This window comes from Aeromicrobium sp. SP1, assembly GCF_055663785.1.
This window is the reverse complement of sequence record NZ_JBQVVK010000001.1, coordinates 1,098,329-1,123,952: the sequence shown is the minus strand read 5'-3', so window position 1 is coordinate 1,123,952 and position 25,624 is coordinate 1,098,329. Positions and strand designations below refer to the sequence as shown.

Annotated in this window: 29 protein-coding genes and 1 riboswitch; of the genes, 7 read left to right on the top strand and 22 right to left on the bottom strand. The window is 70.9% G+C overall.

Annotation, left to right across the window (positions count from 1 at the left end; all coding sequences use genetic code 11):
* Positions 1-21: 21 nt before the first annotated feature.
* A complete protein-coding gene (locus tag ACT26F_RS05530; RefSeq protein ID WP_471669497.1) occupies positions 22-309 on the top strand; it encodes a DUF1905 domain-containing protein in 288 nt (95 codons plus the stop codon).
* A 9-nt stretch (positions 310-318) separates the two neighbouring features.
* The gene (locus ACT26F_RS05525; protein ID WP_471669496.1) at positions 319-561 is read left to right on the top strand and encodes a superinfection immunity protein; all 243 of its coding nucleotides are present in this window, start codon (positions 319-321) and stop codon (positions 559-561) included.
* A gap of 6 nt (positions 562-567) precedes the next feature.
* Here ACT26F_RS05525 and ACT26F_RS05520 read toward each other — a convergent pair whose 3' ends face one another.
* The gene (locus ACT26F_RS05520) at positions 568-1,194 is read right to left on the bottom strand and encodes an L-threonylcarbamoyladenylate synthase (protein ID WP_471669495.1); all 627 of its coding nucleotides are present in this window, start codon (positions 1,192-1,194) and stop codon (positions 568-570) included.
* 25 nt (positions 1,195-1,219) lie between these two features.
* Positions 1,220-1,366 carry a GPGG-motif small membrane protein gene (locus ACT26F_RS05515; RefSeq protein WP_471669494.1) on the bottom strand — a complete coding sequence of 49 codons (147 nt, stop codon included), beginning with the start codon at positions 1,364-1,366 and terminating at the stop codon, positions 1,220-1,222.
* A 106-nt stretch (positions 1,367-1,472) separates the two neighbouring features.
* Here ACT26F_RS05515 and ACT26F_RS05510 point away from each other — a divergent pair, with 106 nt between their 5' ends.
* Positions 1,473-2,264 carry a phosphoadenylyl-sulfate reductase gene (locus tag ACT26F_RS05510; RefSeq protein ID WP_471669493.1) on the top strand — a complete coding sequence of 264 codons (792 nt, stop codon included), beginning with the start codon at positions 1,473-1,475 and terminating at the stop codon, positions 2,262-2,264.
* Between the two features lie 10 nt (positions 2,265-2,274).
* Positions 2,275-3,459: a uroporphyrinogen-III C-methyltransferase gene (gene cobA, locus ACT26F_RS05505; RefSeq protein ID WP_471669492.1), complete on the top strand. Its 1,185-nt coding sequence runs from the start codon at positions 2,275-2,277 to the stop codon at positions 3,457-3,459.
* Here the strand turns inward: cobA and ACT26F_RS05500 are convergent.
* The 3 genes from ACT26F_RS05500 to ACT26F_RS05490 all read right to left on the bottom strand — a co-directional run bounded on the left by ACT26F_RS05500 (position 3,431) and on the right by ACT26F_RS05490 (position 4,719).
* Complete coding sequence (locus ACT26F_RS05500) at positions 3,431-3,886, bottom strand: SRPBCC family protein (RefSeq protein ID WP_471669491.1); 456 nt, start codon at positions 3,884-3,886, stop codon at positions 3,431-3,433. The two genes, cobA and ACT26F_RS05500, sit on opposite strands and share 29 nt — an antisense overlap.
* Positions 3,887-3,980: 94 nt before the next feature.
* Complete coding sequence (locus ACT26F_RS05495) at positions 3,981-4,364, bottom strand: hypothetical protein (RefSeq protein WP_471669490.1); 384 nt, start codon at positions 4,362-4,364, stop codon at positions 3,981-3,983.
* A complete protein-coding gene (locus tag ACT26F_RS05490; protein ID WP_471669489.1) occupies positions 4,357-4,719 on the bottom strand; it encodes a hypothetical protein in 363 nt (120 codons plus the stop codon). The genes ACT26F_RS05495 and ACT26F_RS05490 overlap by 8 nt, the downstream gene beginning before the upstream one ends.
* A gap of 37 nt (positions 4,720-4,756) precedes the next feature.
* Here ACT26F_RS05490 and ACT26F_RS05485 point away from each other — a divergent pair, with 37 nt between their 5' ends.
* Entirely contained in the window at positions 4,757-5,545 is a 789-nt protein-coding gene (locus ACT26F_RS05485; protein WP_471669488.1) for an alpha/beta fold hydrolase, read from the top strand.
* On the opposite strand, the gene gcvP is transcribed toward ACT26F_RS05485, so the two are convergent.
* The 10 genes from gcvP to ACT26F_RS05435 all read right to left on the bottom strand — a co-directional run bounded on the left by gcvP (position 5,491) and on the right by ACT26F_RS05435 (position 13,896).
* Complete coding sequence (gene gcvP, locus ACT26F_RS05480) at positions 5,491-8,322, bottom strand: aminomethyl-transferring glycine dehydrogenase (RefSeq protein WP_471669487.1); 2,832 nt, start codon at positions 8,320-8,322, stop codon at positions 5,491-5,493. The two genes, ACT26F_RS05485 and gcvP, sit on opposite strands and share 55 nt — an antisense overlap.
* A gap of 72 nt (positions 8,323-8,394) precedes the next feature.
* Positions 8,395-8,480: riboswitch (glycine riboswitch) on the bottom strand.
* An 88-nt stretch (positions 8,481-8,568) separates the two neighbouring features.
* The gene (locus ACT26F_RS05475) at positions 8,569-9,141 is read right to left on the bottom strand and encodes a MerR family transcriptional regulator (protein WP_471669486.1); all 573 of its coding nucleotides are present in this window, start codon (positions 9,139-9,141) and stop codon (positions 8,569-8,571) included.
* A gap of 148 nt (positions 9,142-9,289) precedes the next feature.
* Positions 9,290-9,757 carry a bifunctional nuclease family protein gene (locus tag ACT26F_RS05470; protein ID WP_471669485.1) on the bottom strand — a complete coding sequence of 156 codons (468 nt, stop codon included), beginning with the start codon at positions 9,755-9,757 and terminating at the stop codon, positions 9,290-9,292.
* Between the two features lie 16 nt (positions 9,758-9,773).
* Positions 9,774-10,490: a transcriptional regulator FtsR gene (gene ftsR / locus ACT26F_RS05465; protein WP_471669484.1), complete on the bottom strand. Its 717-nt coding sequence runs from the start codon at positions 10,488-10,490 to the stop codon at positions 9,774-9,776.
* The gene (locus ACT26F_RS05460) at positions 10,487-10,870 is read right to left on the bottom strand and encodes an FHA domain-containing protein (protein WP_471669483.1); all 384 of its coding nucleotides are present in this window, start codon (positions 10,868-10,870) and stop codon (positions 10,487-10,489) included. The genes ftsR and ACT26F_RS05460 overlap by 4 nt, the downstream gene beginning before the upstream one ends.
* Before the next feature lie 135 nt (positions 10,871-11,005).
* Positions 11,006-11,383, bottom strand: a complete 378-nt coding sequence (gene gcvH, locus ACT26F_RS05455) for a glycine cleavage system protein GcvH (protein WP_471669482.1) — start codon at positions 11,381-11,383, stop codon at positions 11,006-11,008.
* Between the two features lie 21 nt (positions 11,384-11,404).
* Positions 11,405-12,160 (bottom strand): DUF881 domain-containing protein, encoded by a 756-nt coding sequence (locus tag ACT26F_RS05450; RefSeq protein ID WP_471669481.1) that lies wholly within the window; start codon positions 12,158-12,160, stop codon positions 11,405-11,407.
* Positions 12,153-12,485 carry a small basic family protein gene (locus ACT26F_RS05445; RefSeq protein WP_471669479.1) on the bottom strand — a complete coding sequence of 111 codons (333 nt, stop codon included), beginning with the start codon at positions 12,483-12,485 and terminating at the stop codon, positions 12,153-12,155. Before ACT26F_RS05445 ends, ACT26F_RS05450 begins: the two co-directional genes overlap by 8 nt.
* Entirely contained in the window at positions 12,482-13,288 is an 807-nt protein-coding gene (locus ACT26F_RS05440; RefSeq protein ID WP_471669478.1) for a DUF881 domain-containing protein, read from the bottom strand. The genes ACT26F_RS05445 and ACT26F_RS05440 overlap by 4 nt, the downstream gene beginning before the upstream one ends.
* Positions 13,285-13,896, bottom strand: a complete 612-nt coding sequence (locus ACT26F_RS05435; RefSeq protein ID WP_471671656.1) for a CDP-alcohol phosphatidyltransferase family protein — start codon at positions 13,894-13,896, stop codon at positions 13,285-13,287. Before ACT26F_RS05435 ends, ACT26F_RS05440 begins: the two co-directional genes overlap by 4 nt.
* Positions 13,897-14,109: 213 nt before the next feature.
* Here ACT26F_RS05435 and ACT26F_RS05430 point away from each other — a divergent pair, with 213 nt between their 5' ends.
* Positions 14,110-14,727, top strand: coding sequence for a superoxide dismutase (locus ACT26F_RS05430; RefSeq protein ID WP_471669477.1), 618 nt, complete (start codon positions 14,110-14,112; stop codon positions 14,725-14,727).
* A gap of 18 nt (positions 14,728-14,745) precedes the next feature.
* Here ACT26F_RS05430 and ACT26F_RS05425 read toward each other — a convergent pair whose 3' ends face one another.
* A complete protein-coding gene (locus tag ACT26F_RS05425; RefSeq protein ID WP_471669476.1) occupies positions 14,746-16,695 on the bottom strand; it encodes a bifunctional copper resistance protein CopD/cytochrome c oxidase assembly protein in 1,950 nt (649 codons plus the stop codon).
* Positions 16,692-17,213, bottom strand: a complete 522-nt coding sequence (locus ACT26F_RS05420; RefSeq protein WP_471669475.1) for a copper resistance CopC family protein — start codon at positions 17,211-17,213, stop codon at positions 16,692-16,694. Before ACT26F_RS05420 ends, ACT26F_RS05425 begins: the two co-directional genes overlap by 4 nt.
* A gap of 162 nt (positions 17,214-17,375) precedes the next feature.
* On the opposite strand from ACT26F_RS05420, the gene ACT26F_RS05415 reads away from it, so the two are divergent.
* Entirely contained in the window at positions 17,376-19,367 is a 1,992-nt protein-coding gene (locus tag ACT26F_RS05415) for a peptidoglycan DD-metalloendopeptidase family protein (protein ID WP_471669474.1), read from the top strand.
* A 189-nt stretch (positions 19,368-19,556) separates the two neighbouring features.
* Here the strand turns inward: ACT26F_RS05415 and ACT26F_RS05410 are convergent, their stop codons facing one another.
* The 5 genes from ACT26F_RS05410 to ACT26F_RS05390 all read right to left on the bottom strand — a co-directional run bounded on the left by ACT26F_RS05410 (position 19,557) and on the right by ACT26F_RS05390 (position 25,597).
* Positions 19,557-21,398, bottom strand: coding sequence for a phosphoenolpyruvate carboxykinase (GTP) (locus ACT26F_RS05410; protein WP_471669473.1), 1,842 nt, complete (start codon positions 21,396-21,398; stop codon positions 19,557-19,559).
* Positions 21,399-21,579: 181 nt separating this feature from the next.
* The gene (locus ACT26F_RS05405; protein WP_471669472.1) at positions 21,580-22,368 is read right to left on the bottom strand and encodes an ABC transporter permease subunit; all 789 of its coding nucleotides are present in this window, start codon (positions 22,366-22,368) and stop codon (positions 21,580-21,582) included.
* Positions 22,365-23,219: an ABC transporter ATP-binding protein gene (locus ACT26F_RS05400; protein ID WP_471669471.1), complete on the bottom strand. Its 855-nt coding sequence runs from the start codon at positions 23,217-23,219 to the stop codon at positions 22,365-22,367. Before ACT26F_RS05400 ends, ACT26F_RS05405 begins: the two co-directional genes overlap by 4 nt.
* 18 nt (positions 23,220-23,237) lie before the next feature.
* The gene (locus ACT26F_RS05395) at positions 23,238-24,737 is read right to left on the bottom strand and encodes a glycosyltransferase family 39 protein (RefSeq protein WP_471669470.1); all 1,500 of its coding nucleotides are present in this window, start codon (positions 24,735-24,737) and stop codon (positions 23,238-23,240) included.
* A 50-nt stretch (positions 24,738-24,787) separates the two neighbouring features.
* Positions 24,788-25,597, bottom strand: coding sequence for an aldo/keto reductase (locus tag ACT26F_RS05390; RefSeq protein WP_471669469.1), 810 nt, complete (start codon positions 25,595-25,597; stop codon positions 24,788-24,790).
* Between the last annotated feature and the right edge of the window lie 27 nt (positions 25,598-25,624).

The window sequence follows — 25,624 nt, the reverse complement described above, 5'->3', positions numbered from 1 at the left end:
CCCGTGTGCGACGCTGGCGGCGTGTACGAGTTCGAGGCGACGCTGTGGCGGTGGCGCGAGGACGGCGCGTGGCACTTCCTCACCCTGCCCGAGGACGTCGCGGACGACATCGACGATCGGACCGCCGTCCGCGCCGGCTTCGGCTCGGTGAGGGTCGAGGTGACGGTCGGGTCGAGCACGTGGCGGACGTCGGTGTTCCCGAGTGCGAGCGCGCGCAGCTTCGTGCTGCCGGTCAAGAAGTCCGTCCGGGTCGCGGAGGGCTGCGGCGAGGGCGACATCATCCGGGTCAGGCTGACGACCGAGACGTAGGATGGCGCCATGGCCGAGATCGTGACCGACCAGCGTCCCCGCCCCTTCCAGACCGTCTTCGGCTGGATCATCGCCCTGCTCACGGCCGGCTACATGCTCCCGTGGGCCATCGCGGCCACCCGCGGCAAGTCGAACACCGGGGGGATCTTCTGGATCAACCTGCTGCTCGGCTGGACCGTGGTCGGCTGGGTGATCGCCCTGATCATGGCGTGCACGTCCCACCAGGTGCTCTGGATCAAGAACCCGCGCTGAGGCGCCTCAGCCCTCGAACGGCGCCGGGTCGCCCGCGCCGACGCGCAGCACCTCGGCGTAGCCCTCCGAGAGGTCCACGACCGTCGTCGGCTCGGCGATGATCTCGTCGCCGGAGTCCACGACCGCGTCGATCTGGCCGTCCAGCTCCTCGCCGATCTGCCAGGCCTGGGTCATGGGCTCGGTCTCGCCGGGCAGGATCAGCGTCGACGACAGGATCGGCTCTCCCAGCGCCTCGACGAGCGCCCGGACGACCTTGTGGTCGGGGATGCGCACGCCGACGGTCTTCTTCTTGGCCTGCAGCAGTCGCTTGGGCACCTCGCGCGTCCCCGGGAGGATGAACGTGTAGGGGCCGGGGGTCGCGGCCTTGACGGCGCGGAACACCGAGTTGTCGACGTGCACGAACTGGCCCAGCTGGGCGAAGTCGCGGCACACGAGCGTGAAGTGGTGCTTGTCGTCCAACTGACGCAGGGTGCGGATCCGCTCGAGTGCGTCCGCATTGCCGATCTGCGCGCCGAGCGCGTAGCCGGAATCGGTGGGATACGCAATCAACCCGCCGTCCCGCAGCAACGCGACCGCCTGTTCGACGGTGCGCTGCTGCGGGTCGACGGGATGAATGTCGAGGTAACGGACCATGTCCGTCAGCCTAGAGTGCGATCGACTACGTGAAGAGACTCACGCCGCCCGGACCGACCAGCAGTGCCACGACGATCAGCACCGCACCCATCACGAAGTCCCTCTGCACGAGCCGGATGATGCCGAAGATGGCAATGATCACGGCCGCGATCCACAAGATGGTGTCCCACATGGACGTCTCCCTTCATTTGGTTCCTCCACCACCCTGCCGCCATTTGGCGTTGTTCGCATGTTGGACGGCTCGGACGCCACTCCGCGGGCCGACTACTGTCAGGAGGATGAGCAGTCCGACCCTGGCCGAACGGCGCGAGCGCCAGCTGGCCCACGACAGCGCGCGCGAGGCGCACCGGGTGGAGCGTGCCGCCACCGGACGCCCCAAGCGCTCGCGCGAGCAGCTGAGGGCCATCGCCGAGGAGGCCTCCGTGCGGTTCGCCGACAGCGACACCGACACGGTGCTCGCCTGGGTGGCCGAGGAGTTCGGACACCTCACCGCAGTCGCCTGCTCCATGGCCGACGCGGTGCTGCCGCACGTCGTGGCGCGTCACGTCCCGTGGGTCGACACGCTCTTCCTGGAGACCGGCTACCACTTCCCCGAGACCTCCGGCACGCGTGACGCCGTCGAGTCCTCGATGCAGCTGACGATCGTCGACGTGCTGCCCAAGCAGACGGTCGCCGAGCAGGACGCCGAGTACGGCGAGCGACTGTACGAGCGCAACCCGGCCCTGTGCTGCCAACTGCGCAAGGTCGACCCGCTCAGCGAGACCCTCGAGGGGTACGAGGTCTGGATCACCGGTGTGCGGCGCGAGGACAGCCCCCTGCGGGCGGACACGCCGTTCGTCCAGTGGGACAACAAGAACGGCCTCGTGAAGATCAACCCGCTGGCGGCCTGGACGTTCGACGACCTGCTCGAGTACGCCGCCGAGCACGACGTGATCGTGAACCCCCTCGTCAGCGACGGCTACCCCTCGATCGGCTGCGCGCCGTGCACGCGCCGGGTCGCGCCCGGGGAGGATCCCCGCGCCGGCCGGTGGGCGGGCTTCAACAAGACGGAGTGTGGCCTGCACACATGAGGCTGCATCCATGAGCGGGGGCCTACCGCTCACGCTGCGGCTCGAGGGCCGTCGCGTCGTCGTCGTCGGTGGTGGGCACGTCGCCACCCGCAGGGCGTTGTCGCTCGTCGATGCGGGCGCCGACGTCCTCGTCGTCTCCCCCACGGTCTCGGACTCGCTCGCCTCGGCGATCGGCCGGGGCACGGTCACGTGGCTCGAGCGGGAGTACCGCACGGGCGACCTCGCGGGGGCATGGCTCGTCCAGACGGCGACCGACCTACCCGCCGTGGACGACCTCGTGGCGGCGGACGCCGAACAGGACCGGATCTTCTGCCTCAAGGGCGGCGATCCGGAGCGTGCGACAGCATGGACCCCCGCGGTGGCCCGCGTCGACGAGGTCACCATCGCGGTCAGTGGGGGCGGTGACGCCGGCCGCGCGGTCGCCCTGCGCGACGCCGTCGCGACCGCCTTGCAGACCGGCGACCTGCCGCTGCGGCACCGGACGCATGCCCGGGGCTTCGTCGCCCTCGTCGGCGGCGGACCTGGCGATCCGGGACTCCTCACGGCCCGGGGCCGACGCCTGCTCGCGGAGGCCGACGTGGTCGTCCTCGACCGGCTCGCGCCCCAGTCGGTGCTCGGCGAGCTGGCCCCTGACGTCGAGGTGATCGACGTCGGCAAGATGCCCGACCACCACCCCATCCCGCAGGAGCAGATCAACGACCTGCTGGTCGACCGCGCGCGTCAGGGCAAGGTCGTCGTGCGACTCAAGGGCGGCGACCCGTACGTCTTCGGACGCGGCGGCGAGGAGCTGATCGCGTGCCGCGAGGCCGGCATCGAGGTCGAGGTCGTCCCCGGCGTCACCTCGGCGATCGCGGTGGCCGCCTCGGCGGGCATCCCCGTCACGCATCGCGGCGTCGCCCGCGGGTTCAGCGTCGTCACGGGACACGAGTCGCTCGGCGAGCTGCCGACCCGCGGCGACCACACGATCGTCCTGCTGATGGGCGTCAAGCGGTTGCCCGAGACCGCCGCGGAACTGGTCGCGGCCGGCCACGACCCCGCGACGCCGGTCGCGGTCATCGAGCGCGGCTTCTCCGCCGATCAGCGGACGACGGTCGGCACCCTCGCGACGATCGCCGATCTGGCCGCCGCGGCGAAGGCCCCCGCCATCACGATCATCGGAGACGTCGTCAGGCTCGCGCCGCCAGCCAGCGATTGAGCCGGCGCTCCCCCGTCCTCATGATCAGCCCGTGCCCGAGCACGAACACCGGGCGCAGCAGCACGTCCGTGCGCTGCATCCAGCGCGGCGTCGCGGCCACCTGCCAGTCGATCGTCAACCGGGTGCGGTCGCCCGGCGCGTCGGCGAAGTCGAGGATGCCGGTTCCCTCGAGGTCGCCCCGCGATCTCATGCGCATCGACCCCGGGCGATCCAGGCGCAGGTCGTGCACCGTGAACCGCAGGCGGTAGCCGAAGGCGCTGCGCGCCTCCAGGTCGAGCTCGTCGCCGTGGTGTCCGGTCACCGTCACCGCGTGCCACCACGGCATCGGGTCATCGTGCTCCAGCAGTTCCTCGAGGGTGTCCCACAGCGGCTCCCGTGCCTGCTCCACGAGCCACGTCGTGCGGAATCGGTACGACCGGTTCGTCATGGCGCCGTGTCGCTCCCGCGATCGGCCGGGCCGCCGGGTTTCAATGGAAGTGGCCCCGCGCGGTATGAGCGCACGGGGCCCTTTCGTGCCCGGATCACCGGGTCCGCCGCAGCCACCACAGGCCCACGAACGGCAGGACGAGCGGCACGTAGCCGTAGCCGCTGCCGAAGCCCGACCACACGGTCTCGTCCGCGAACAGCCCGCTGTCGAGGACGCTGAGCAGGCCGATCCCCACGACGCCCACCAGCTCGAAGCAGATCGCCGCGGTCGCGACCCGCCGGTTGTCCGTCGCGAGCGCCCACGTCGCGACGACGTAGACGACGCCGGCGATCGCCGACAGCGTGTACGCAAACGGTGCCTCGGACGCGTGCGTCGCCAGTTGGTACACCGATCGCGCGGTCGCGGCCACGGCGAACACCGCGTAGATCGCGACGAGCGCCCGTCCGAAGCCGTGGCCGGTCGACTGGTGCTCAGCCATGTCCCTCCCAGATCTGGTGCGTGCGGATCAGCATGACCGCGACGGTGAACAGTGCCACGGCGACCACCCCGGTGCCCCAGCGGCTGCGGTCGCCGATCCCCCACAGCACTGCCGCGGGCGGGATCAGGACGGTCGTCACGAGGTACGAGAGGTACAGGCCGGCCTGCACGTCGCGGTCGGTCGTCGAGACCGCCACGATCCCCCACACGAGCGCGACGACGAGCAGCACCTGGACGGCCGCGACGGCGTAGAACAGAGGGTTGCTGAAGCGATAGCCCTTCGCCGTGTGCCACGCGGCGAACGCGGCTGCGGCGAGGGCTGCGAGCGAGGTGAGGTACACGAGGACGTCGGGCATGACAGCGCCGAGTCTTTCACGCTGGCAAGATGTTCCGGTGACCACCCCGATCGTGCTCATCGCCCCCGCGATGGCCGTCCCGTCGACCTTCTACCGGCCCCTCGTGGCCGCCTTCGAGCGACGCGGCTGGACGGCCCGGGCGATGCCACGCCGCGGCTTCGGACCCGACGGCCCGCCCGCGTCACGACACCGAGACTGGTCCTACGACGACGAGATCGCCGACATCCAGCGCGCCGTCGACGAGGCCCGCGAGGAGGTGGCCGACCGTCCCGTGCTGGTGCTCGGCCACAGCCTCGGCGGTCAGCTCGCCGCGCCGATCCAGTGGGGTCCACGACCGGCCGACGGTCTCGTCCTCGTCGGGGTGTCGGTGCCGCACTTCCGCCACTACGGCGCGTGGGGCTTCGGCCTGGGCGCGATGGCGCTGACGGTCCCCATCGTGGCGCGCGTCGTCGGCCACGTGCCGAGGCCGTGGTTCGGCGCACCCGGCGCGCGCACCCTCATGACCGAGTGGGCCGCCATGGTGTGGCGCGACCGGCTGCCCTATCGGCTGCCGTCACCGATCACGACGCCGACCCTCGCGGTGCACCTCGAGGGCGACACCTACTCGGTCGCCGCAGCCGCCCGCGAGTTCGAGCGCCGACTCGTGGCCCCCGACGCGCTGAGCCGCTGGGAGTACGCCCTGTCCGACGCCCCCGACGGTGGCTCGACGCACCACGTGCTGTGGGTCCGCACGCCCGACCCGGTCGTCGACCGGGTCGGGGCGTGGTGGGCTCAGGCGAACGACTCGACCGGCGGGCAGGAGCAGACGAGGTTCCGGTCGCCGTAGGCGTTGTCGATCCGACCGACCGGCGGCCAGTACTTGTCCTGCGTCGTGCCAGCCGGGAACACGCCCTCGGCCACCGGGTACGGGTGCGTCCAGTCGACGAGCTCGTGCGCGGCGTGCGGCGCGCTCGTCAGCGGGTTGTCGTGCGCGTCGTACTCCCCCGCCTGGACACGGTCGATCTCCGTGCGGATCGCGAGCATCGCATCGCAGAAGCGGTCCAGCTCGGCGAGGTCCTCGGACTCGGTCGGCTCGACCATGAGCGTGCCCGCGACGGGGAAGCTCATCGTCGGCGCGTGGAAGCCGTGGTCGATGAGGCGCTTGGCGACGTCGTCGATCGACACCCCTGCGGCCTTCGTGATCTCGCGCAGGTCGAGGATGCACTCGTGGGCGACTAGTCCGTGCTCGCCGCTGTAGAGCACGGGGAACGCGCCGTCGAGGCGCGCCGCGACGTAGTTCGCGCTGAGCACCGCCACCGACGTCGCGTCCGTGAGGCCCTCGGCGCCCATCATCGCGACGTACGCGAACGGGATCGGCAGGATGCCCGCCGAGCCGTACGGCGCGGCACTGATCGTGCCGAGCGCGCGGCGCCGGTCGGCGTCGGGGTGGAACGGGTGCGCCGGCAGGAACGGCACGAGGTGCTCGCCGACCGCGACGGGGCCGACGCCGGGGCCACCGCCGCCGTGCGGGATGCAGAAGGTCTTGTGCAGGTTCAGGTGCGACACGTCGCCGCCGAACTGTCCGGGCTGGGCGTGACCGAGCAGGGCATTGAGGTTGGCGCCGTCGACGTAGACCTGGCCGCCGTGCTCGTGGACGATGTCGCACAACTCGCTGATGCCGTGCTCGTAGACGCCGTGGGTCGACGGGTAGGTCACCATGATCGCGGCGAGGTCGTCGGCGTGGGTCTCGCACTGCGCGCGCAGGTCGTCGAGGTCGACCTCGCCGGCGTCGGTGGCCTTCACGATCACGACACGCATCCCGGCCATGACGGCCGAGGCCGCGTTGGTGCCGTGCGCCGAGCTGGGGATGAGGCACACGTCGCGGGCCTCCTCGCCGCGGCTGCGGTGGTAGCCGCGGATCGCGAGCAGGCCGGCGAACTCGCCCTGCGAGCCGGCGTTGGGCTGCACCGACACCGCGGCGTAGCCCGTCACGGACGCGAGCCACGACTCGAGGGTCTCGACCAGCTCGATCATCCCGGCGGCGTCCTCGGCCGGGACGAACGGGTGCAGGTCGGCGAACCCGGGCCAGCTGATCGGCTCCATCTCCGACGTCGCGTTGAGCTTCATCGTGCAGCTGCCGAGCGGGATCATGCCCCGGTCGAGGGCGTAGTCACGGTCGCTCAGCCGGCGCAGGTAGCGCAGCATCTGGGTCTCGCTGCGGTGCTCGTTGAACACCGGATGGGTGAGGATCTCGTCGTCGCGCAGCGATGCGGCGTCGAGCGACTCGGGCGCCTCCGCGGGCAGCTCGCCGGTCCCGAAGGCGTGCAGGACCGCGGCCAGGTGTGCGTCCGTCGTGGCCTCCGAGACGGCGATGCCGACGCGGTCGGCGTCGAAGGCCCACAGGTGGATGCCGGCCTCGCGGGCCGCGCGCACGATCGCCTCGGCGCGTCCCGGGACGACGGCCGTGACGGTGTCGAAGAACCGCTCGGACGCGAGGTCGATCCCGGCGTCCCGCAGCCCGGCCGCGAGGCGGCGGGCGCGAGCGTTGACGTCCTCGGCGATGACCCGCAGGCCCTCCGCTCCGTGGTAGACGGCGTACATGGCCGCCACGACGGCCAGCAGGACCTGAGCCGTGCAGATGTTGGAGGTCGCCTTCTCACGACGGATGTGCTGCTCACGGGTCTGCAGCGCGAGCCGGTACGCCGGACGCCCGGACGAGTCGACCGACACACCGACGAGCCGGCCGGGCAGGTGGCGCTCGAGGCCGGCGCGCACGGCCATGAATCCCGCGTGCGGGCCGCCGTAGAACATCGGGACGCCGAACCGCTGCGTCGAGCCCACGACGACGTCGGCGCCGAGGCTGCCGGGTGAGCGCAGCAGCACCTGGGCGAGCGGGTCGGTCACGACGACCGCGAGCGCTCCCCCGGCGTGGGCCGCGGCGATGAGCGGCTCGGGGTCGATGACCGTGCCGTCAGCGCGCAGGTAGGCCACGATGACGCCCGAGAAGTCGCCCTCGGGCAGCCCGTCGCGCAGGTCGGCCTCCACGAGCGGGAGCCCGACGGCCTCGGCGCGCGTGTGCAGGACGGCCAGCGTCTGCGGCAGCAGCCCGGAGTCGACCACGACCGGCAGGTCGGTGCGCTTGCGGTCCGCGCGGCGCACGAGCGTCAGCGCCTCGGCCGCGGCGGTGCCCTCGTCGAGCAGCGAGGCGTTCGCCGTCGGCAGGCCGACGAGGTCCTCGACCATCGTCTGGAACGCGAGCAGGGCCTCGAGCCGGCCCTGGGAGATCTCTGGCTGGTACGGCGTGTACGCCGTGTACCAGGCCGGGTCCTCGAGCACGTTGCGACGGATGACGGCCGGCGTGATCGTCGGGTGGTAGCCGAGCCCGATCATCGAGACGCCCGGGAAGTTGCGGTCGGCCAGCTCACGCAGCTGCGCGGTGGCCTCGGTCTCGGACACCGCGTCGGGCAACCCGGTCAGGGTGGTCCGGATGCCGGCCGGGACGGCCGCATGCATGAGGGCGTCCAGCGAGTCGTACCCGAGTCGTTCGAGCATCGCGGTCTGGTCGGACGCGCGCGGACCGATGTGGCGGTCGACGAAGCGGGTGGCGGGCCGGCGTTCGGTCATGGGGCAACTCCGTGGGGATCGACGTCTGACAACGCCTCCCCCTCTGTCACGACGACGTCGCTCCAGAGTTGCCTCGTACGCACGGTCCGTGGGCCTGAGAGGTTCCGGGGAGGAATTGCCCCTTCGGCGCCCTTGCGGGACTCTCCCGCGCGAGTCGACGGCACCGCAAGCCTACCCCAGCCCGAACATGGCGACGCCGCCCCCGGCCGGGGGCGGCGTGCGTCGGAAGAACTGCGTGCGGTGGTGTCAGTTGGCCTTGCGGGCGCGGCGCGCGGCGAGCTCGTCGCCGGCGAGCGGGACGTCGACCTCGGCCTTCTCGGTGGGCAGCTCGTGCAGCGAGCCCTCGATCTCCTTCCACACACCGCCGATCGCTATGCCGAAGACGCCCTGACCGCCCTGGAGCAGGTCGACGATCTCGGTGGCCGAACGGCACTCGTAGACGCTAGCGCCGTCGCTCATGAGCGTGACCTGGGTGAGGTCCTCGGTGCCGCGCTCGCGCAGGTGGTCGATCGCGGTGCGGATCTGCTGCAGCGAGACGCCCGCGTCGAGCAGTCGCTTGATGATCTTGAGCAGCAGGATGTCCTTGAAGGAGTACAGCCGCGCCGTGCCCGAGCCGGTGGCCGAGCGGACGGTCGGCTCGACCAGTCCGGTGCGGGCCCAGTAGTCGAGCTGGCGGTACGTGATGCCCGCCGCGTTGCACGCGGTCGGACCACGGAAACCCGTGTCCTCGGGCAGCGGGGCCAGGTCGTCGTCGAACAACAGACCCTGGGCACCAGCCCGGGCCTTGGCCTCCGCAGCCTCGTCACGAGGTTCGATCATGGTCACGCCTTCCTGACGGCCGTTGCCGGCCTCCAACGACAAGAAAACCACACGACTGTGGTCTTGCGTACCCTCAAGTTAAGGGTGAGAGTCTTTCGCGCGTGCTGCGACACGCCGAAATGCCTCGCCCAAACCTTCAAGTAAGACTTCAAGGTTTCTCGAAGTCCTCCGGATCCACGTGGTCCAGGAATTCGCGGAACTTCGCGATCTCCTCGTCCTCGTCGCGCGTCTGCGCGAACCCGGCGGCGTCCAAAACATCTTCGGCGCACACGACGCGGACCCCCGTCCGCAGCGCCAGGGCGATCGAGTCCGACGGCCGGGCGTCCACGACCGCGCCGCCCTCGAAGGCGAGCTCGGCGTAGAACACGCCGTCCCGCACGTCGACGATCCGGACCTCCTTCAGCTCGTCGCCGAGCGCCTCCACGATCGCGGCCATGAGCGCGTGCGTCGGCGGGCGCGGCGCCTCGGTGCCCTGTTGCGCGAACGCGATGGCCGAGGCTTCGATCGCGCCGACCCAGATCGGCAGGAAGCGGGTTCCCTCGACCTCGCGCAGCAGCACGAGCGGCTGGTTCGTCGGCATCTCGACCCGCACTCCCACGATCTCGAGCTCGCGCATCGTCAGTCGCCCACCGTCACGAGCGCAGGCCGGCGCGCACCAGCACGGTGTGCAGGCGGACGGCGAGAGCCGCCAACTGTGCGAGGTCGGCTGCCGCTCCGTCCTGGTGGCGCGCCGCGGGCGGCACGACCTGGTCGAGCAGGCCCAGCTCGCGGTCTGCAGCGGAACGGAAGCCCCGCAGGTGCCGAGGCTCGAGGCCGATGCCGGCCAGCTGACCGACGAGGGAGGCGACGACGAGGGCGTCGGCGTCGTAGTACTTCTGCTGGGGCCGCCGACGGATCAGCTCGAACTCCTCGATCTGGTCCAGCGTCGCGCCGTCGATCGCCGCCGCGTCGAGCAGCTCGTCGCGGGTCAGTCGGGTCGCCCCGGTGCCCTCGGTGATCGACTGCGCCGTGGGCATCCCGTCGGCGGCGAGCGTGACCTGCGGGACCTGAAGGGTCGCGCGCAGCTCGGTGTCGGGGACGTCGCCGGAGTCCATCTGGTCGAGGACCTGACGGATGTGGCTCAGCGGCCAGTAGCGGTCCTTCTGCATGCGCAGCACGAAGCGCAGCCGCTCGACGTCGCCGTACGTGAACTTGCGGTAGCCGGCCGGCGTGCGCCGCGGCTCGACGAGGCCCTGCTCGTCGTAGTACCGGATCCGGCTCTGCGAGATGTCGGCGAACTCTTCCTTCAGCTCGGCGATCACCTCGCTGATGCCGAGCAGCCGGTCGCGGGCGACCTCGCCCGTCGTCATTGACCGCCGTCCTTCGCCGCCGAGGCCGGGAAGTAGATCAGGCGGTACTTGCCGAGCTGGACCTCGTCGCCGCCGGTGAGCAGGATGTCGCCGTCGATCCGGTCGCGGTTCACGTAGGTGCCGTTGAGGCTGCCCAGGTCGGTGACGACGTATCCCCCGCCACGACGGCTGAAGGTCGCGTGCCGGCGCGAGACGCTGATGTCGTCGAGGAAGATGTCGCTCGACGGGTGGCGCCCGGCCGAGATGACGTCCTGGTCGAGCAGGAAGCGCGAGCCGGCCTCGGGTCCGCGCTGCACGAGCAGCATGGCGTTGCCAGCGGGGAGGTTCTCGACGGCGAAGACGTCGGCGGACGACATCTCCTCGGTGTCGGTTTCGATCACCGGGATGTGGGTGGTCTCGTCAGATCCGTCCGGCGTCGTCAACGCGATCACTCCATCTCACGGACTGGGGGGTCTGGGGCATCTCAAGCGAAACTTCAAGGTTGTCCCCAAACCTAACACCCGTCACGGCGTCGGTCAGCCGGTCACGATGGCCGAGTACGCCTCGGCCGTCAGCAGGGCTGCGGCGGGGTCCTCGTCGGTGACGCGGACCTTGATCAGCCAGCCCTCGCCGTAGGGATCGGAGTTGATCACCTCGGGCGTGCCCTCGAGGGCGTCGTTACGGGCGATCACGGTGCCCGAGACCGGGCTGAACACGTCCGAGACGGACTTCGTCGACTCGAGCTCGCCGACGACGGTGCCCGACTCGACGGCCTCGCCCTCATCGGGCAGGTCGACGTACACGATGTCGCCGAGCTGGTCCTGCGCGAAGTCGGTGATGCCGACGATCGCGACATCGTCCTCGAGGCGCACCCACTCGTGCTCCTCGCTGTAGAACAGGTCCTCTGGGATCACGGTGTCCTCCGTCTGCGGGTCTCAGTCGTTCGCGGGTTGAGCGTACTGGGGCTCGGGCGTATCGGCCACAGCGGTCACCTGGATGCGGCGCCGCTTCTCGACCGAGACGTCTCCGCCGCGGCTCTCGACCCGGTCTGCCAGGCCACCGCGGAACGTCACCGCGTCGGCCAGCGTGTCGGGATCGCCGATGACCTCCATGACGTACGGCGGCTTGAGCACGCGTCCGCTGACGCGCACCCCGGCGTCGTCGTCGAGGAACCAGGTCTGGGCGACGACCCGCGCCACGCCGTTGAGGGCGATCACCTCGGCGCCGGCGTCGCGCATCTCCTGGACGGCGTCGATGAGCACTGATGCCGTCACGGCGCCCTCCGGCGCGGTGATCGTGATCTCGATGCCCTCGCCCTCGGCCCCGACCGTGCCGGCGAGGATCGCGAGGGAGTTCGCGCGCCGGACGGCCGCCTCGCGCGCCGCGGCGGACGTCTCGTTGGAGTCGCGGAGCTGGTCGCGGGTCGAGGTCAGCTGGGCGATCTGCTCGGTCAGGCGCGTGTTCGTGGCATCGAGCGACTTGAGCAGCTCGGCCAGCTCCGCACCGCGGACCCCGCTGAAGTCCTCGGTCTCCTCGGCCTGGCGCCACTGGACCGTCATCGTGAACGCGAGGACGCCGAGCAGCAGCGCGACGACCCAGCCGTAGCGCCGGTGCCGCGTGCGGCGAGCGTCGGCGTCGGTGCCCGAGCCGGTGTCGGGTGCCGCGACTTCGGGCGAGGACTCGTCAGGCATGGAAGATCAGCCTTCGGATCGCGGCGGCGTTGGCGAAGATCCGGATGCCGAGCACGACGATGACGCCCGTGGACAGCTGTGCGCCCACGCCGAGCTGGTCGCCCAGGAAGACCATGATGGCCGCGATCGCCACGTTGGAGACGAACGAGACGACGAAGACGCGGTCGTCGAAGCGGCCCTCCATGAGGGCTCGCCCACCGCCGACGACGGCGTCGAGGGCTGCGATGATCGCGATCGGGACGTAGGGCTGCAGGCCCGTCGGGACGGTCGGCTGGAGGATGAGTCCCGCCGCGACGCCGACGACCAGCCCGATGATCGGGATCACGATGCACTCCTCCTCAGGGGCTCTGCGGACACGGTCAGCCGGGACTCCGGCGCCGCCGGCAACCTGACCTCGTCAGATCCTCGCACGCTGTACCTGACTCCGTCCTCGTCCGAGCGGTTCCTCATGTACCTGCCGGAGGGACCCTTCTGCCACTGGTCGACGATCGTGTCCGGATCACCGATCGCGGAGACGACGATCGGCTCGGTCACCGAGCGGTAGTTCACCGTGATCGCCTCGCCGGCCGACCGGATGGCCGACGTCGAGGTGAGCCGGTGGCCGTCGATCGAGACCGCCTCGGCGCCGGCGAGCCAGAGCCCGTTGACGACGAGCTGGACGTCGGTGTCGGTGACCTCACCGAAGACCGAGTCCTCGTCGTCGGACGACTCGAGCCGGACCACCATGCCGGGTCCCTGCACGGCGATCGCGCCGGAGGTGATCCGGATCGCGCGGGCGCCGGGCGCGTCGCTCGTGGACGCGGCCTGCAGGTCGGAGATCTCCTGCTGGAGCCGGGTGACGGACTCCTGCTTGTTGCCGACCAGGTCCTGCCGCAGCTGGATGCCCTCGATCACGGCGCCTCGCTCGGCCTCCGTGGCCGGCCGGTCGTTGCGGGTCTGCACCGCGGCGACGGTCAGCAGCAGCCCGAAGAGGCCCGCGACGACGCCCGTCAGGATCCTCGCGGACGGGGACGGCTCACTCTCGTGGAAGCTGTAGTAGTCGTCGTCGAGCGCCGTCGCCGCCAACTGCTCGAGGATCGACTCGGCGTCGCGCACCGAGGAGGACGGCTCCTGCACCTCGCGACTCATCGCACCCGCGGAGTCGTGGTCAGCAGCCGGCGCACCTGGAAGACGTAGAGGATGCCGGCCCACCAGTACAGCCCGACGCCCCAGATCGTGAACGCCCAGCCGAAGACCCGCGCGAGGTTCGCGATCGCGCCGTCACCGTCGCCGAGCAGCAGCAGCGGGAACGCGTACAGCAGTCCGGCGGTCGCGGCCTTGCCGAGGAAGTGCACGGGCAGCGAGCTGAAGCCGCGGGTGCGCAGGAACGGCACGAGCGAGAAGAGCAGCACGTCGCGCAGCGGCACCAGGACGGCCAGCCACCACGGGATCACCTCGCGCAGGCCGAGGCCCACGACGGCGGCGAGGATGTAGAGCCGGTCGGCGACGGGATCGAGGATCGCTCCCAACCGGGTGGTCTGGCCCATCGAGCGGGCCAGCTTGCCGTCGAGGTAGTCGGTGATCCCCGAGATGACCAGGACGCCGATCGCCGCGAGATCGGCCTCGGGCACCAGCACGAGCCACAGGAACACCGGCACGAGCAGGATCCGAATCGCGCTCAGCAGGTTCGGCAGCGTGAAGATCTCACTGCGGGTCAGGGCCGGCGAGTCCGCGACCGCCGGCGGCGAGGGCGGCACGGCCGGGGTGTCCCGGGCAACGGGAGACGCCGGGGCGGAAGGACCCGCCTCGGTCTCCTGCTCGTCGCCGTCGGTCCGGCGCACGCGCTTGCCACTCACGGACATCAGACTACCGGCGGGCGTCCCGAGTTCTGGGCGAACCTTGCGGCGCGCAACCCAAGTGACAGACTGAGCCAAGAACCCCAGACGACACGAACGATCTCAGGAGGACGCGTGGCCGACTACACCCTGCCGGACCTGCCCTATGACTACGGGGCACTCGATCCCCACATCTCGGGCAAGATCATGGAGCTGCACCACAGCAAGCACCACCAGAACTACGTCAACGGCCTCAACACGGCGTTGGAGAAGCTCGAGGAGGCGCGAGCGGCCGGCTCCTACGACACGATCAACCTGTTGGAGAAGAACCTCTCGTTCAACCTCGGTGGTCACATCAACCACTCGATCTTCTGGAAGAACCTCTCCCCCGACGGTGGCGACAAGCCGACCGGCGAGCTCGGCGCGGCGATCGACGACAACTTCGGTTCGTTCGACGCCTACCGTGCGCAGTTCGAGCAGGTCGCGCTCGGCATCCAGGGCTCGGGCTGGGCCATCACGGCGTGGGACACGCTCGGTCAGAAGCTGGTCATCGTCCAGCTGTACGACCAGCAGTCGAACATCCCCGCGACGCTGATCCCGGTCTCCCAGCTGGACATGTGGGAGCACGCCTTCTATCTCGACTACCTGAACGTCAAGGGCGACTACGTCAAGGCGTTCTGGAACATCGCGAACTGGGCCGACGCCCAGCAGCGGTTCGATGCCGCCACCAGCGGCGGCCAGATCATCTTCTGAGCCGAACCGACTCGACGCCTACCTGCGATCCTGCATGGATCGCAGGTAGGCGTTGTACTTCTCCAGCTCGGCGTCGGCGTCGCGGTCGGCCGCCCGGTCGTGGCGGACCGCCTCACGCGTGTCCGAGCGGAACCACTGGATGAAGATCGCGCCGACCACGAGCAGCAGCGGGATCTCGCCCATCGCCCACGCGATACCGCCGCCCACGTACTGGTCGTGGGCGAGGTCGGTCGCGTACGGGCGGTCGAGGGCGCGGTAGTACGACTCGGCGATGATCACGTTCGACGACATGAGCGCCACGGAGAAGAAGGCGTGGAACGGGATCGAGATCATCAGCACGCCGAACCGGGCGAGCGGGCTCAGGCGCACGGGCGACGGGTCGATGCCGATCACGACGTAGTAGAAGAGGACGCCGGAGAACAGGAAGTGCAGCTCCATGAACGCGTGGCCCGAGTGGGTGCGCATCATGGCCTCGAACAGGCCCGTGAAGTAGACGGCGTAAAGCGTGCCCATGAAGATCACGGCCGCCACGATCGGGTTCGTGTAGAAGCGCGCCAGCGGCGAGTGCAGCAGGTCGCGCAGCAGTGATCTCGGCGAGTGCTCCCCCGGCCGGCGCGGGCCGGGCAGCGTCCGCAGCGCGAGGGTCATGGGGGCGCCCAGGACGAGGAAGATCGGCGCGACCATCGACAGCATCATGTGCGACACCATGTGCAGGCTGAACATCACGCTCGAGTAGACGCCCAGACCGCCGAACGTGGCCCAGCCGACGATCGCCAGTCCGGCGAACCAGCTGATCGTGCGACCGATCGGCCACCGGTCGCCTCGACGGCGCAGGACGCGCAGACCGGCGAGGTACAGCGCGACCCCCAGTCCGACGATCGCGAGGCCGATGCCGTCGGGGTAGAAGCCGACCAGCACGCGACCGAGTGTCGGCTCCGGTGGCAGCGGTCGGCCGAGCAGGATCTCGGCGGGCGTCGTCAGCACCTCCTCGCCGACCGGGGTGCCGGTGCGGCCGAGCACGACCGCGATCGCGATCGTGACCGTCATCAACGTCACCTCGAGCAGCGCGAGCCGGGTGAAGCCCGCTCCTCGCACGACGAGCCGGCGCCGCTGCGCGATGCCGAAGAGTCCCAGGCCCACGAGCGAGAGCGTCTTGAGGACCACGAGGATCCCGTACGTCGAGTCCAGCCCGTTGACCGAGCCCAGGCCGACCACCGCGTTCACGACGCCGGAGATCGCCACGAGCGCGAAGCACCAGGCGGCCAGCGTCGAGTAGCGCGTGATGCCGTCCTCGAGGCGTCGGCTCCCCCGCAGGGCGACCCAGCCCAGCCCGATCAGCCCGCCGACCCACAGCAGCACGCCGACGAGGTGCACCACGAGACTCGCGGTGGCCAGCGCGTGCGAGCCGGCCGAGGCGGCGTGGCCCGTGAGGCCGACCGCGGCGATCCCCACGAGCGCGACGACGAGGCACACGGCGAGCTGTCGCACCGCGAACGTCCAGTGCGCCCAGACCGCCACGACGAGCGCGGCGACGGCTTCGACGAGCAGTCCTCGGCCCGTGGCGAAGAGCTGCGCGAACGAGACCCACTGCTCGGCCTCGACGGCGGTCAGTGGCCGCGAGTACAGGTCGGCGACGTTCGCCCAGAAGTAGACGACGACGGCCAGGCACCACAGACCCGCGGCCCGCGAGGCGAGCCGGACCGCCTGGACGGCAAGCCCCTCGAGCCGGTCCCCCGACGGCAGCAGGGCGACCGCCACGAGCAGGAAGCCGACCGTCGCCGTGGCGAACACGTCGCTGAGGAAGCGCGACACGGGCAACGCCCAGCCGACGAAGAGCCCCGGATCGGGAAGCCCCGACGGCGGCGGCTCGGGCGTCGCGCCGGTGCCGACGAGCAGGGCGACCAGGGCCAGCAGTCCGAGCGCGAGGACCGCGAGGGCGATCCAAGTGGTGCGGTCGCGGAGCTTCATCGTGCGGCCGCGGAGCGCGACCGGCCGCGCCACAGCACCACGCCGGCGCCCAGCACCGCGACCGCGATGACGGCCAGCAGACCCAGGAGCCACGGCGAGGCCCAGACGGAGTCGCCGGAAGTCGTGGCGGCGGTCGTATCGGCGGTCGTATCGGCGGCGGCGCCCGCTGCCTCACCAGCGGTGAAGGAGAGCGCGCCGGTCACGGGATGGCCATCTGCCGAGACCACGCGATAATCGATCGTGTACGAGCCGTCCGCCGGCGTGCCGGCGGGCGTGATGACGAGGCGAGCACCGTCGACGGCAGCCGACCACTCCTGCTGATCGCCGTCGATGGCGACGACCGCCTCCGCGGGCTCCTTGAGCTCCTCGGAGAACGTCAGTACGACCTGGTGCGGCGCGGCATCCAATCGGGCGCCGTCGGCCGGGTCGGAGGAGACCAGCGCGGTGTGGGCCTGCGCCGGCAGCGACCAGCCGAGCACGAGCGCGCTGACGAGGACCAGCAATGGGGAAAGACGCACGCACCAAGGCTATCCGGGGCGGTGTGGGGACCTCCCACCCGCCGGAGGAGACGCCCGGGCGACGTCCACGTGAGCGCGACGTGAATCGGACGTGACAGATGTGCATTCCGTGAACGTGGTGTTGGAGCGCGTGGTTCACTCGCCGGTGGAGGTAGTTCACTGATGCGTCGGACTCGGGTCTTCGCGGGAGTGACGGTCCTGACCGCCGTGCTGGCGGTCCCGTCCGTCGCCCATGCCGCCGACCCCGTGAGCACCCCGACCACCCCGTCGACCTCCTCCCCGTCGTCCGGTCCCTCCTCGGGACCGACCGTCGACGTCCCCGATCCGCTCGCGATCTCCTCGACCGCGATCACGAAGCTGACGACCCTGGCCCTGCGGTACGAGTCGAACCTCTCCTTGGCCGAGGAGCTGCGCACGACCGCGCAGGAGAAGTCTTCCGACGCGGCGCACCAGCGGGCGCTCGCGAGCGCCTACGTCGACCAGGTCGTCGACTACGCGATGTCGCCGTCGGGCGATCCGTTCGCCCAGAAGCTGACCGCCCTCGCCGCCGCCGACAATCCCGAGGACATCATCACGGGCATCTTCAGCACGGAGCAGGTGACCGCTGCCCAGGAGGCCCACCTCAGCGATGCGAAGAAGGCGTTCGACGCCGCGCAGGTGCTGCAGCGACGGGCCGACCGCGCGACGAGGTCGGCCGAGAAGGCCGAGGCGTCGGCGTCGCGCCAGCTCAAGCAGCTCGGTCAGTTGGCCGAGCAGCTCGGCCTGGGCGCGTCCTCCACGCCCGAGGGACTCCCCCAGACCCGCACGGAGCAGGACTCGTGGAACGCCTCGGCGCTCGCCTCCTGGCGCGAGTACACGGGCCAGCTGAAGAAGCTCGGCGTCGTCGCACCCCCGGCGGCCCGCCTCAAGCGACAGGGCGGCGTCACCACCGCGACGGTCGGCTCGACCACGGTCACGGTGCTGCCGCGCGAGACGATCCGGATGGTCAACGCGGTGCTGGCCCGCGTCGGCGACGACTACGCGGCGAAGACCGGCGGCGGCGCGTGGAGCTGCGCCGGGCTGGTCCGGGTGCCGAACGGCTACGACCTCAAGGGCACTCCCGCGCAGTTGTACGCGAAGACCGTCAAGGTCGCCGCGGGCGACATCCGTCCCGGCGATCTGGTGTTCTCGGCGACCAAGGAGTCGGGCATCCACCACGTCGGCGTCTATGTCGGCGACGGCCGGATGGTCGACGCGGCCGCGACCCGCGGCCAGGTCGGCGTCTCCGAGGTGCCCGCGAAGCCCTACGCCGTGACCCGCCCCTCGCTGGGCCGCGGCCGCAACGCCGCACCGGTCGGGACCGAGAAGGTCGCCACGACGGTGTGCAACGCCTCCGAGCCGATCGCCCCGACCCGCGAGGCCTGGACGTTCCCGATGAAGGCCGGCACGTACCGCATCTCGGCCGGCTTCGGTCTGTCGTCGAGCCTGTGGCAGACCACGCACACCGGTCAGGACCTCTCCGCCCCGACCGGAACCCCGATCTACGCCTCACGCGGCGGCACGGTCTCGCTGCAGGAGGTCGGCTGGGCCGGAACGCTCATCACGATCTCGCACGCGGACGGCACGGACGAGCGCTACGCGCACGCCTCCAAGGTGCTCGTCGAGGACGGCCAGACGGTCGCCACGGGCGACGAGATCGCGCTCGTCGGGTCGCGCGGCAACACGACCGGACCGCACCTGCACTTCGAGATCCAGGTCGACGGCACGTTCACCGATCCGATGCCCGTGCTCGTGCAGTCGCTCACGAACCGTGGCGCCGGCACCGGCTGGGGTGGCTACAGCAACGGTCAGGTCCCCCAGGGGGTGCTGTGCACGGTCGACGACGTGCTGCTGCGGTGCGACGCCGCCCGCCGCGCGACGGCCCTCTCCACGGCGTTCGCACGCCGCTTCGACCACGCGCTCGACCTGACGGGCGGCTACCGCAACATCGTCGACCAGATCCAGCGCGGCCCCGAGGGCACGCTCGTGGACATCCCGGGCACCTCGGCGTTCGGGTGGGGCACCCGTTTCACGGTCGGCTCGGCCTCGAAGGCCGAGACCGCCTGGCTCGCGAAGCGGGCCAGGACGCTCGGCCTGAAGGCCGAGGGCGCGGGAACCTGGTCCTTCGGCGCCTGAGGCGCTGAACCGGTCTCGATACACCGCCGGGTGCGCTGGCGTGGTCTCGATACACCGCTCGTTCCTCGCGGCACTCGACCACCGAATGGTGATCGAGTAGCGCGCGAGCGAAGCGAGCGGCGTATCGAGATCCCCGGACACGACGAAGGGGCCCCACCTCGCGGTGGGGCCCCTTCGGGTGTCGGTGGCTCACGCCTCGTCGAGGGCCTTGCCGACGCGGCGGTGCGCCTCCCAGATCCGCTCGGGCAGACCGTGGAACTGCTTGAGATGCTCCTCGCGCAGGCCGATCTCCTGCTTCCAGCGATCGACGTCGATCGCCAGCAGCTGGTCGACGACGGCGTCGTCGAGGTCGAGTCCCTCGAGGAACAGCTCGTCCTTCTGCGGGACGACGCCGACCGGGGTCTGCGTACCCGTGACCCGGCCCTCGCGGTAGTCCATCATCCACAGCAGGGCGCGCAGGTTCTCGCCGTAGCCCGGCCACAGGTAACCGCCATCGGCGTCACGCTGGAACCAGTTGACGTGCGCGAACAGCGGCTTGTCGGTGACCTGGTCGAGGATCGTCAGGAAGTGCTCCGCGTACCGACCCTCGGGCAGCGCGAGGAACGGCCGCATCGACATCGGGTCGTAGCGCAGCTGTCCGGCGACGCCCTCGGCCGCGGCCGTGGCCTCGGCACCCAGCGTGAGGCCGTCGTAGACGCCCTCGGCGGGATCCTCGATCGCCCGGATCAGCGGCTCACGGTCGCGGGTACGGCCACCGTAGATGATGCCGTCGATCGGCACGCCCTTCGGATCGTCGTACTCGGGCGACTCGTTCGGCACGTTGGCCATCGTCGAGGTGAAGCGGCAGTTCGGGTGGCCCCACACGTGGTCCTTCGAGCGCTGCTCGTCGGCGGGACGGTCCGAGATCAGGCCGCCCTTCCAGTCGCGCCAGCCGGTGACGTCCTGCGGGTAGTCCTTGGTCTTGCCCTCCCACCAGGTCTCGTGCGTGATCTCGTTGTACGCCGTGTTGGTGAAGATCGCGCCGGTGTTCGGCTGGACCGCGGCGAGCGCGTTCGGGTTGGTCTCCTCGTTCGTGTCGATCGCGACACCGAAGACGCCGAACTCGGGGTTCATGCCGTAGAGCCGGCCGTCGTCGCCGACCCACATCCACGCGATGTCGTCGCCGAAGAACTCGACGTAGTAGCGGTCGCCGAGGGCGTCCGGCGGGACCATCATCGCGAGGTTCGTCTTGCCCGAGGCGCTCGGGAAGCCACCGGCGATGTGGTACTTCTTGCCGGTCTGCTTGTCGTGGATCGCGATGAGCATGTACTGCTCGCCGAGGAACTTGCCCGACGCCCAGCCGTCCCAGTTGGCCTGACGCAGGCCGTGCGCGATCTTGCCGAGCAGGGCGTTTCCGCCGTACGACGAGCCGAAGTGCAGGATCGTGCGCTCGTCGGCGACGGTCACAAAGTAGCGCTTGTCGTCCGGGGTGCCCTGACCGAGGTTCTCCAGGTCGCCGGTCACGTGGACGGCGCGCACGAAGCTCTCGGGGTCGCCGAGGTTGTTGAACAGGTCGACGCCGACCCGCGCCATGCGGATCATCTGCAGCACGACGCCGCGGTTGTCGGTGAGCTCGACGCCGGCCGCGTAGGCCTCGAGCGGCGAGCCGGGGGCTGCCATCAGGTAGGGGATGACGTACATCGTCTTGCCCTGCGAGGCACCGGTCATGTTGCCGATGACGACGGGCTTGATCTCGTCGGCGTGGCGCCAGTTGTTGTAGACGCCCTTGTCATCGGGGTTGCTCGTCGCGACGATCGTCCGCTCCTCGGAGCGAGCAGTGTCCTTGTAGTAGCTCTGCGAGTAGTAGAGCCCCTCTCCGGCCGGCTTGAGCTCGCCGGCGTCGAGGGCCTCCTGGAGCAGGCGGGCGTCGTCGCTCGCGCTGACGACCTCGATGCGGTCGGGCTGGGTCACCCCCGCCCAGTGCTTCACGAACTCGAGGACGTGCGGGTTGTTCAAACCCGCCTCGTCCAAAGCCTTCTCCACGTCGACCATCGGTCTGCCTCGTCCTCTCCTCGGACCGGCGCTGGGCCGGTCCGTCCACGTCGGATCTGTCCGTTGGCGCACCGGTGAGGATCTGGTGACCCGCCAGCGCGCACCCGGAGATTACCGTGACCATATCGCGGCCGTGGTGCCACACTCCGCCCGGGTTCGTGGGATGAATCACACGCCGGGGTCACAGTCGCGTGACGACCCGGTCCCGGTCGAAGCGGCGCACGGCACGGTCGAAGACCACGAGGTCACCCAGCAACGCGACCACCGCGACGACCACCACGAGCCTGCCGTCGAAGGCCAGGTCGCCGGCCGCCTGGGTGACCGCGAGCAGGATCACCGGGAGCACGAGCAGCCCGGAGACGGCCTGGGCACCCTGCAGGGTCGAGGCCCGGTGCGACACCAGCACGATGCAGCCGATCGCGAAGAACGAGACGAGTGGCGCGATCACGCCGACGAGGAAGAGCCACGTCCCGTTGGGGAAGGACCAGCCATGCTGCCACGGCCGCGCGATGACGCTGACGACGCCGGTGTAGATCGCCATCGACAGCCACGTGATCAGGACCGAGGGCACGAGCGTCACGAGGATCTTGGCCGTCACGAGCTCGCGATCGGTCATCGGGGTGAACAGCAGGCCCTCGAGGGTGTCGCGCTCCTTCTCCCCCACGAACGCCGCGGTCGCGAGCACCGTGGCGACCACGACGGGGATCATGAGGAACACCGGCGCGAGCAGGTACTGGGCGACGGCCCGCGTCGGGTCGGCCGCGATGTCGGGCGGCAGGTCGTCGACGTACGACGCGAGGATGCCGACCGACTCGAGCGCGGCACGATCCCGCGTCGCGGCCAGGAGCGTCGCGGGCATGAGCAGTGCCATGACGACGGGCAGCAGGGCCACCGGCAGCAGCGTCTGGCGATTGCGCGACAGCTCGAGCCAGTCCTTGACCACGAGCGCACGGATCCGGCGGGCGTTCACGCGTCCTCCTGCGTCCGGACGAGACGGAAGTAGAGGTCGTGCAGCGAGGGCTCGTCGCGGGCGACGCCACCGACCTCGACCCCCTCGGCCGCGAGTGCCGCCACGACGCGGTCGGCCGCGACCGGGTCGGTCACGCTGATCGTGTAGCGCCGGGTCGGCCAGTGCTGCGCGAGCAGGTCGTCGACCTGCCCTGCCGCGACGAGTCGGCCACGGTCGAGCACGACGATGTCGTCGCACAGCCGCTCGAGCCCGTGCAGCTGGTGCGTGCACAGGACGAGGGTCGTGCGGGCCTCGGCCCGCAGCTTGGCGAGGTGGGCGACGAGGTCCTCGGCGGACTCCGGGTCGAGACCGGCCGTCGGCTCGTCGAGGAACAGCAGCTCCGGCGTGCCGAGCAGTGCCCGCGCGATCTTCGCCTTCTGCCGCAGGCCCTTGCTCAGCGCGCCTACGTACGAGTCCCGCCGGTCGGCGAGCCCGACGATCTCGAGGACCTCGTCGATCTCGCGGGAGACGTCGGACCGGCGCAGGCCGTGCAGGTCGGCCCACGTGCGCAGGTTCTCCGCGACGGTGAGCCGGTGGTAGAGGTTCGACTCGGTCTGCACCCCGATCCGGGTGCGGAGTCGGGGCGCGGACTCCGGCGTGAGCGCCTCCCCGAACAACGCGACGGAGCCGGACGTGGGCCGCAGCAGGCCGGTGAGCAGGCGGACCGTCGTGGACTTGCCCGAGCCGTTGGGACCGAGGACGCCCAGGACGCGGCCCCGGCGTGCGTGCAGGTCGAGGTCCTGAACGGCCTGACGGTCCCCGAAGGTCCGCGACAGACCGCGGGCCTCGATCACATGCTCCTCTGATGTCACAGGAACATCATCGGTCCTTCAGCGCAGGAAGCGGGACGCTTTGCAGCTGACGGCGCGGTGTGGCGGTGCCGCCCGATGGGCGTCGCGGCGCAGCCAGATGTGGATGCCGCACTCCTGTCCGACGACGCGGTACCGCGTGTCGACGATGCGCTGGGCCTGCCCGGCGTCGATCCCCCAGCTGTGCAGCGACCGGTGCGTCACGAGCCACGTCGGCGCCGTCGGGCCCGCGAGGAGGGCCGAGAACCGCGTCAGGTCCGGGTCGTCGGTGCGGACCGGAAGACTCCACAACTCCGTCGCCGGCGACCGCAAACCGGAGGCCAGCACGACGTCGGGCCGCCCCCAGGCGTTCACGATCGTGTCGCCGGGTCCCGCCACCGCCGCGATCGCGTGCGCGGCGGCCCGGGGGGCATCGGGTGCGTGCAGGATCGGCAGGGCGAAGGCCGCGCCGACGAGGCCGGCGAAGGCGGCGTAGCCCAGACTCGCGTGGACCGTCCGCGGGAACCGCGCGGCGAGCACGCCCACGCCGATCGCGGCGGGTACGGCCGGCTGGACGAGGTAGTGGGCCCAGTAGCTGCCACCGAGGGCCGCTGACGCGCAGCCGAACAGCGCCGTCACGGCCAGCGCGACCGTCGCGGGCGTGCGCAGCTCGCGGCGCAGCGGCGCGAGGATCACGGCGACGAGTGCGACGAGCAGCCCGGCCACCACGGCGCGCAGCAGCAGTTCGACCTCGCGGCCGTTCGTCGCGGACTCGGCGTGCGCGGCGAGGACCTCGGCCGCCCGCCACCGGAATGCGTAGAGGGCGTCGAACAGCGCCGCGGGGGTTGCTCCCCGATGCCACGACCAGGTGAGCAGCGCCATGACGGTCAGCGCCGCTCCCCCGCCGGCCAGCGCGGTGATCCGTACGGCCTCGCCCGGCCGGATCCGCCTCGCGACGAGCGAGCCCACCGTCAGCGCGCCGAGGAACACCACGACGTCGGCGATGTTCTGCTTCGTCGACAGTGCCGCTGCGGCCGCGACGCCGGCGAGGACGGGCCACAGGGTCCTCGGCTCCTGCACGGCGCGGATCGACGCGAGGATCCCCACAGCCACGAATGGCGCGGCCAGCAGCTCGGCGTTGACCCGGTCGGCGCCGAGCCACGGGCTCGTCAGGAGGATGGCGGCGGCCACCGCGGCGACCCGCGCGGAGGCGTCACCCCCGAGGCGCCGTGCCGCGGCCGCGGACGCGAGGACCGTGACGACGACCGCGGCCAGGCCGATCAGCCGCCACGCGGCCACGCCCGCGGTGAGGTCCGCGAGCCGCGCCCACAGGAGCAGCAGCGGCGGCCGGTCGACCCAGAGATTGCCGTAGAGCGAGGTGCCCGGACCGTCCCACTGGCCGCCGACGATGAGCAGGCCCGCCTCGTCCGGGCTCGCCGGGACCGTGAGGAATGGCAGTCGCACGGCGACCGCCGCGACGACCGCGGCCGCGACGACCGCGTCGGTCGAGGCAGGGAGCGAGATCCGGGTGGAGATGCTCACTCCTCCACCATGCGCGCCCCTCCTGAACGCCGGCTGAACGCCGGGTGCCTTCAGTCCTCCTCGTGGACGGCGGGATCGCCGTCGAAGAGGCGACCGTCCGCCTTCCCCAGTCCCGTGAGCCGCTCGACGGCGGCCGGGTCGAGCTCGATCCCTACGGCGGCGAGGTTGCGGCGCTGGCGGTCGACCGAGGAGGACTTCGGCAGGGGCACGGTCCCGATCGCGCCGTGCCACGCCAGGACGGCCTCGCCGGGGCTGATCCCGTGCTGGTCGGCGACCTCGACGACGACGGGGTTCTGCAGCAGGTCGCTCTTGCGCCCGAGCGGGCTCCACGCCTCCGTGGCGATGCCGCGCGCCGCGTGGACCTCCCGCGCCTCGACCTGCGGGAAGTAGGGGTGCACCTCGATCTGGTTCACGGCCGGCAGCACGCCGGTCTCGCGCTCCAGCCGGTCGAGGTGCTCGGGCAGGAAGTTGCACACGCCGATCTCCCGCACGAGCCCGCGCGCCTTCGCGTCGATCAGGGCCTGCCACGCCTCGACGTACAGGTCCCGGCTGGGGTTCGGCCAGTGGATGAGGTGCAGGTCGAGGTGGTCGAGTCCGGTCCGGAGCAGGCTCTCCTCGATGGACGTGACCGCCTGGTCGTAGGCGTGGTGGCGGCCGGGCAGCTTCGAGGTGACCACGACGTCGTCACGCGGCACGCTCGACCGGCGCACGGCCGCGCCGACCGTGCCCTCGTTCTCGTAGTTCATCGCCGAGTCGAGCAGCCGATAGCCGACGTCGAGCGCGGTGACGACCGCATCGACGCCGGCGAGGCCGTTCAGCTTGTAGGTCCCGAATCCGATGGCAGGCAGGTCGAGGCTCATGTCCTCGACTGTAGTCACGGCGCACGG